Annotated in this window: 8 protein-coding genes; 4 read left to right on the top strand and 4 right to left on the bottom strand. The window is 38.4% G+C overall.

Features of this window, described 5'->3' with window-relative positions; genetic code table 11:
• Positions 1-104 precede the first annotated feature (104 nt).
• Together E5A76_RS10395 and E5A76_RS10390 are read left to right on the top strand one after the other, a co-directional pair.
• Complete coding sequence (locus E5A76_RS10395) at positions 105-2,186, top strand: EAL domain-containing protein (protein WP_161118887.1); 2,082 nt, start codon at positions 105-107, stop codon at positions 2,184-2,186.
• Positions 2,187-2,310: 124 nt separating this feature from the next.
• Positions 2,311-2,574, top strand: a complete 264-nt coding sequence (locus E5A76_RS10390; RefSeq protein ID WP_008989596.1) for a DUF2960 domain-containing protein — start codon at positions 2,311-2,313, stop codon at positions 2,572-2,574.
• 51 nt (positions 2,575-2,625) lie between these two features.
• On the opposite strand, the gene E5A76_RS10385 is transcribed toward E5A76_RS10390, so the two are convergent.
• Both E5A76_RS10385 and rarD read right to left on the bottom strand, forming a co-directional pair.
• The gene (locus E5A76_RS10385) at positions 2,626-2,982 is read right to left on the bottom strand and encodes a nucleotide pyrophosphohydrolase (RefSeq protein WP_161118886.1); all 357 of its coding nucleotides are present in this window, start codon (positions 2,980-2,982) and stop codon (positions 2,626-2,628) included.
• A 78-nt stretch (positions 2,983-3,060) separates the two neighbouring features.
• Positions 3,061-3,966 (bottom strand): EamA family transporter RarD, encoded by a 906-nt coding sequence (rarD, locus tag E5A76_RS10380; protein WP_107166263.1) that lies wholly within the window; start codon positions 3,964-3,966, stop codon positions 3,061-3,063.
• Between the two features lie 273 nt (positions 3,967-4,239).
• Between rarD and E5A76_RS10375 the strand changes: the two genes are divergently transcribed.
• Complete coding sequence (locus E5A76_RS10375; protein WP_053989312.1) at positions 4,240-4,593, top strand: DUF2750 domain-containing protein; 354 nt, start codon at positions 4,240-4,242, stop codon at positions 4,591-4,593.
• Positions 4,594-4,667: 74 nt separating this feature from the next.
• Here the strand turns inward: E5A76_RS10375 and E5A76_RS10370 are convergent, their stop codons facing one another.
• Together E5A76_RS10370 and E5A76_RS10365 are read right to left on the bottom strand one after the other, a co-directional pair.
• Positions 4,668-5,432 (bottom strand): 1-acylglycerol-3-phosphate O-acyltransferase, encoded by a 765-nt coding sequence (locus tag E5A76_RS10370; RefSeq protein WP_161118885.1) that lies wholly within the window; start codon positions 5,430-5,432, stop codon positions 4,668-4,670.
• 364 nt (positions 5,433-5,796) lie between these two features.
• Positions 5,797-6,276, bottom strand: coding sequence for a GNAT family N-acetyltransferase (locus tag E5A76_RS10365; RefSeq protein ID WP_161118884.1), 480 nt, complete (start codon positions 6,274-6,276; stop codon positions 5,797-5,799).
• Positions 6,277-6,505: 229 nt separating this feature from the next.
• Between E5A76_RS10365 and E5A76_RS10360 the strand changes: the two genes are divergently transcribed.
• Positions 6,506-7,027 (top strand): NlpC/P60 family protein, encoded by a 522-nt coding sequence (locus E5A76_RS10360; RefSeq protein WP_107166260.1) that lies wholly within the window; start codon positions 6,506-6,508, stop codon positions 7,025-7,027.
• The last annotated feature ends 111 nt before the right edge of the window (positions 7,028-7,138 follow it).

Here is a 7,138-nt window from a genome sequence, read left to right as displayed (position 1 = left end):
CAAAGATACTGAACAATTTTTTAACGTAGAAAAGAAGTGTTATAAATAAATACTATCAGCGCATAAATTATCAGTATCGATCATGTTAAAGATAAGAAATAGTTATGACTGCATACCGAGTAATGTCACAGCTTTCATCAAATAAGTACCTAGTGGCAGTGTCTAATGTCTTCATTATGGCACTGCCGTTAGCGTTGATTTCTACATTCTGTGAACTGATTGCTCTGCTTACAGATCATTATGAGTATGAATCACTGAGTGGCACCATTCGATATGTGGGCGAAGCCACTGGGTTAATGTTTCCAATCTTATTGAATTTCTATCTTGTTACCTATTTGTCTTCAGTCAAACGGATACCTAAAGGGCTCTCAATCGCCAGTGCACTGACAGTGTATTTTGTTGTGTCATATCAGTGGGGCTTTATTTCCGCCATTATGCCGTTGCCTAACAGTTTCCCTTTATCATTATTAACGGCCTATATTACTTGTGATCTCATTTATCGCTTAAAACAGTTTCGTATTTTTAGGGGCAGTGAACGAGATTCTGTTATTGATAGCTCTGTAAATATGTTAGCAGGAGCGGTGGTTTCGATTGGCTCGGTGATCTTAGCAAGTCACGCTTTGTATCTGGTTTACAATACAATATCGCTACCTTTCAATATCATCCCATCGTTAGATCCAACCTCATTTGTTGATGGTTTTATTTATGAAGTATTACGTGGACTATTTTGGTCGGTAGGGATCAATGGTCATAATGTTTTACATATGTATAAAGCTGAATTGTACGATATCACAATGATGAACATTTCGGCTTGGCATAACTTTGGTGTTGATCTCAATATCATCAGTACTAACTTTTATGACTTTTTCACCGGTATTGGCGGCAGTGGTAATTTGCTCAGTCTGGTGATTTGTATGCTGTTATTTGCCAAAAGTGATGGTTATAAAGTGTTGGCGAAAGCATCATTGATCTTGTGCATTTTTAACGTTAATGAGCCTGTATTGTATGGTGTGCCAGTTATTTTTAACCCCATTATGATCATTCCTTTCCTTGTGGCACCTGCAATTGGCTTTGTTGTTGCTTATGGCGCCATGTATTTCGGCATTGTGCCGCCATTAAGCGAAATTCAAAGTTGGTTAATGCCACCGATATTGAGTGGTTATATGGCAACCGGTGGGGCAATATCAGGAGCTGTTTTACAAATCGTGATCATTGCGATTGGCGTGGCTGTTTACTATCCATTCTTTAAAGTGATGGATAAGCGCAATTTAGGTATTGGTGTATCGGATGTGTTTTCAAACCGTTTATTCACCAGTGATGAAATTGAAGTGAAAACCCGATTAACGAGCTTTATTCCGTCATTGCATCAAAATCTAAAAGCGCAAAAAGAAATAGAGCGGTTACAGGCAGAAGGGGAATTTTTGCTCTATTTCCAGCCACAGGTTGATGTAAAAACAAATAAAGTGATCAGCTTTGAAACACTCATCCGTTATCAGGATAACGAAGGTAAAATTTTACCGCCGACCTTTCTTGCTGCATTTAATCAGTTAGGACTTATGCCTGATTTGGATTTTTGGGTGTTTGATAAAGCATTGCGAGCTGGAGAGCGTTTTGCACAGGTGAATGAGAACGTAAAATTATCCATTAATATTTCACCTGATACGGTGCTATCGAAAAACTTTGTATCAAAGATCAAAGCGCACATTGAAGAAAGTACCTTGTCGTTTTCACAAATTGAGATCGAAATTACAGAAGAGTTACTGGTGCAGAATGAAGTTGATGTCGCTCGTGTGATTGATCAACTGCATGATTTGGGAATAGCGGTTGCATTGGATGATTTTGGTACTGGTTACTCATCGTTGGCGTATTTATCACGTTTTGATTTCGATAAGGTGAAAATTGACCGTACACTCGTCTTAAACTTAGATACACAACGTGGCCGTGACTTATTTAGCCTTGCTGTACAGCTTGGTAAGATCAGTAATGCTGAGATTGTGGTCGAAGGGGTAGAAGAGTTTAAAGAAGTGGAATTTGTCGCTTCAGTCGGTGTGCGTTATATCCAAGGTTATTACTATTATCGTCCAATGTCGCAACAAGATATTTTCGCACAGAATCTATTGAAAGACTTTGGCTCAGAGCAAGATGAAAGTAAGGGCATTCAGGCCGCTGTTATGGATAGTGCTTAAGGCTTGTTTGAAGATTAACTTGCTTAAAGAAACATTAATCAGGCCAGATAAAGTGTTAATACTTCCATATTGATGGGATATACGGTAAATTTCGTGTCCATTTTCATGCTCTACTGGGGACGTTATGTCACGCACAATTATCTATACCTACAAGAAAGAAGAGAAAGAGATCATTTTCTCTTTTGATCAATTCCGTAATATCCATGAAGCGGTTGCAGCGGCAGAAGGTATCGACTTAACGTCATTTTTAAAAATGGAACAGCAAGTAGAGGCGGTTTCTAACTCAAGTAAAGCTGCACGTGATTTCCGTGATAGCCACTTCCGTAAGCTAGGTTTTGGTAAAATTGCGTTAGCGAAGAAAGAAAACCGTGGCGTTGGTCAAAAGTAATTGAACCAAACCTGATAGAAAAGCTGGCTTTTAACGCCAGCTTTTTTGATCTTATAACTCGTTATATTTTTTCGCTGAGCCATAGCACTTATCAACGGGGTATTTTTCGTTATTTTTGGCTAGTTTTCGCTGGCAGGCATCTGAAATATCGATATCGCATTTATCAGCTAACCTAACGAGATACATCATTACATCTGCAATCTCTTCTTCTAGTTGTTGTTTCTTTTCTACCGAAAGCTTCTCGCTTTGCTCTGGTGTTAGCCATTGGAATATTTCAGTGATTTCTGCCACTTCGCCACTCAGTGCCATTGAAAGGTTTTTAGGCGTATGGAATTGATCCCAGTTTCGCTGCTCTGCAAAGGTGCGTAGCTGTTGTTTTAAATGTAGAAGGTCTGAATTGTTAGACATAATGCGTTACTGGTTGAGAGTTTTAATGCAGGATAAACAAAAACACCGCGCTAAGCACGGTGTTTAATGATGTATATATTAGTGAGGAAGTGCGATTTTCTTCTTTCTGTGGAACAGGCTCGGCAATGCTTCAAGGGTACACAGGATCAAGCCAAACCAAATTAAACCAAAGCTTACTGCTTTTGTTTGATCAAACACTTCACCAAACAAGAAAACCGCCAGTAAGAACTGTAAGCTTGGCTCTATGTACTGCATTAAGCCAACCATGGTTAAGCTAGTGCGGTTTAACGCTAGTGCAAAGAAGATTAATGGTGCAACAGTAACAGGTGCTGAACCGACATAAAGTAAGAATGTCGTTGCGCCTGACGTTAACGATACACTGTCACCTGATAGATATAACCAGATCATGTAGATGACAGCAAAAGGTGTTAATACTGCCGCTTCAATCGTCACAGAGGTTAATGCATCATACTTGATGTATTTCTTTGTTAAGCCATAAATGGCAAAGAAACTACCCATGATCAGTGATAACCAAGGTAATTCACCGTATTGCCATACCTGATAGCCAATACCTAAAATGGCAAGAACAACGGCAGCAATTTGCGCTTTACTGAGTTTCTCGCTTAAAAAGAACAGACCTAATGCAATCGCAAATAAAGGGTTGATGAAATAGCCCAGACTTGCCGCTAACACTTCGCCATGGGTGATAGCCCACGTAAACGCATACCAAGACACACTCATAATGCAGCCAGCAATAAAGCACATAAACAGTGATTTCTTATCTGCCAGTAGCGTGCTGATTGTAGGTAACGGGCGTTTTAGTAATAACATGACCAATAACATAACGGGCACTGAGAAAATAATTCTAAGTGCTAATAGTTCATTGGTATTTGCTTGTGGCAGGAACTGATAGTACAGAGGGAGAATACCCCAAAGCACAAAAGAAAACGCCGCCAGCATATTTCCAGCACGACGAGATTGCATTTATCTACCTAAAGTGAAATGTAAATATTTGAAATAGAATTTGTTGGCAAGAGTTTGCCATGTCGGCTAAGTTAGAGAGAACTAGTCGATAATCGCGCTATTTTGGCACTGAATGGTGATAAGTCAATAGCAACCTATCTCTATATAGCATAAAATTATAAACAATATTTAATCACTGTTTATTCGGTTTTTTGTTAAACTTCCTAAATTAGGTTGTGGTGGTGCAAATGGCCGCTATGGCTCACTTTTAGGGCTTATAATTGAGAGAAAATGATGACTAAATTAACGTCAGATATCCAAGCTAACAAGCTAATGTTTGTTGAAGAAACACAAAATACACGTATTGTTTGGAGCCTTCGCAACGAAGAGGGTGATTGGCTATCTGTTGCTTCATCTGAATTTGAAGATTCTGAAGTAATGCCTTTCTGGTCAAATGAAGCAGATGCGAAAGCTCAATGTGCTGATGAGTGGGCTGAGTTCCAACCAAGCGAACTGCCTTTAGATATCTTCTTAGAAGACTGGATGATCACTTTAGCTGAAGATGGTGTTCTTGTTGGTCTTAACTGGAACCAAGATCTTGAAGGTGTTGAGCTAGAGCCTAGCGACGTTGCTAAGCTTTACATCTAAGCCAGTAAAGTTCTAAAAAATCGCCCCTCATTATTTTTTGCATATACAGCAAACGATGTGAGGGGCGATGTTTTTTAAGCTTCGTTGTGATGGCTGTTATCCATATCAACCGTATTTTTACGTTCAGTTAGTTCGTTATCTAATTGCGCGATTTTATCTGCCATTAATTGATGGCATTGTTCAGCCAATTCTCTTGCTTGTACAGCTTTCATACCAGTTGTTTGAATCGGTGCTAACATTTCCGCAATTACCGTTCCGTTATCCCATTTGTTTAAATCAATCTTATTGTGCGTTGTGCTGATAACAACGGGAATAATGGGCACGCCAGCTTCAATTGCCATTCTAAAAGCTCCTGTCTTAAATGGCAGTAATCCACGCCCTTTACTGCGTGTGCCTTCAGGATAAACCCAAACAGATAAGTTACGCCTATGAATGGCATCCGCGACTTGTTGAATGGTATTACGGGCTTTAGATTTGTTTTCTCTATCAATTAAAATATTACCAGTGATCCAATAGAGCTGACCAAAGAAAGGGATCCAAACCAGACTCTTTTTACCTAAAGAAACGGTTCTTGGACGTAGCATACCGGGCGTAGTAACGAAATCGAAAACACTTTGGTGGTTGGAGATATAAACCGCGTTAGGAATGCCTTGGCATTGTTCTAAACCGCGTTGCTCCACTTTAACACCTGCAATTTTTTGCAGTTGGTTAAACCAGCGACAAAAAGTGTAAACGTGCTTAGGGGCTCGTGGTCGATTTATTAGGCAATAAATAAGCGCGCACAGGGTGGTCAGTATAATAAATAGAGTGGCAATTAAAATCCGTATAAAAGACAGCACATAAACTCCTTATGCCATTTATTTTAAACTTACAACAGGTTAGCTCAAACCTAGCTGAAATGCTAACTGTGACAACATTGTAATATTAGCAAGTAAAGATATATGCCTTTAAGCTATTAATTTGTAATTAAAATACGCTATGGAAAAGAGTTGATTATTTGTTAATAGTTTTAACAATTACATTTTCAGTTTGTACGTGAAGAAAATCGCATATGTATTTATAGATAAGTAAATTACTGGATATTGGGTCAAAATAGGGTAAAAATCGAGAGCAGATAACATTACATTTTATAGTGTAGTGTATCTCTTCTGTTGTATGGAATTTCGGGCTTACGTTGATTGTAAGCCTTTTTTTTATCATTAGTTAATGAAGCAACTTGACCATATTGTAGCGTTCAAATTCAATATTGTTACGCAGTGCAATTTCTGTATCGATAAGCTCAAATCCAAGTTGTTCAAATAATGGCTTAGACAACTTACTTGCAGTGACACTAATCGTACTTTGATGGCTATTTATTGCGATTTTCTCTAGTTTTTTATAAATAGCTGTGCCAATGCCTTGGCGAGAATGTTGCGGTGAAATATAAAGCAAAGAAAGGTAATTATTTGGGTGAAGTTGACCAAAGCCAACAGCTTTATTATTGCCATCTATGGCGATAAGCACATTACCTTGTAGCAATAACTCTGAAAATGCAGCGGAATTTTGCATTGGATAATTTGCCCACATATCAATCTGATCTGAGTTATAAAAAGGGGGCGCGAGTTCAGTTACTGCATTGTAATAGAGTTGTGCTAATTGGTCTTGATATGCATTTTTATAATAAATAAATGTAATTGTACTCATATATTTGTCGTTATATTTTTCAGGTTTGGTGTTTAATTTTAAAATAGTGTGAACTGTATTGTCTCTTAGACGTCAAATTTATTCTGATAATGTGCACTTCGTCCCTATTATTGGTATTATTTTAGGACATAATTAATTCAATTATATAAAAGTTAGTATTGCAGGGTAAATTTTGAAGAACGGATTTAAATACAATAAATATGCATTAGTCGCATTGGCATTGATGTCAATGGTGGGGTGTTCTTCGACTAACTCTGTAAATGATGAAACGGCATCTAACGCTAAATCTGCAGAAACAAAGACTGTAGGTAAGGAAATCGCGTTCAGCAATAGCATGTTAAAAGATGATATTCCTGAGAAATTAAAAAAGAATTCATCCATTGATACAGGTATGTTTGATGGTGTTTACCACACGTGGAAGGGCACACCGTACCGCTTAGGGGGTACAACAAAGAAAGGGATTGATTGTTCGGCGTTTGTACAAGTAGGCTATTCGAAGGTATATCAAATGATGTTACCACGAACAACGTTAGAGCTTGTAAAAGAGGGGCGAAAAGTTTCTCGTAATAATGCTAAAGAAGGAGACTTGGTCTTTTTCCGTACCGGTCGCAATACCCGTCACGTCGGTATTTATTTAGGTAATTCAGAATTCTTGCACGCCTCTCAGTCAAAAGGGGTGATGATTTCACGATTAGATAATCCTTATTGGAAACGACACTTTTGGCAAATACGACGTATGCCTAAATCGTGATATTAGTAATATAAGAAAGCCCAGCTATTTAGCTTAATGCCGATCGTTTAAGGTACTTGAACGATCCTAAGATTGCGTGATAATCCCTACCAACTTTTGTTGGTAGGGATT

Source organism: Photobacterium lucens, from assembly GCF_009873615.1.
In the GTDB taxonomy this organism is placed as follows: domain Bacteria; phylum Pseudomonadota; class Gammaproteobacteria; order Enterobacterales; family Vibrionaceae; genus Photobacterium; species Photobacterium lucens.
The sequence above is the reverse complement of the archived record's forward strand: the minus strand, read 5'-3'. Positions and strand labels throughout refer to the sequence as shown.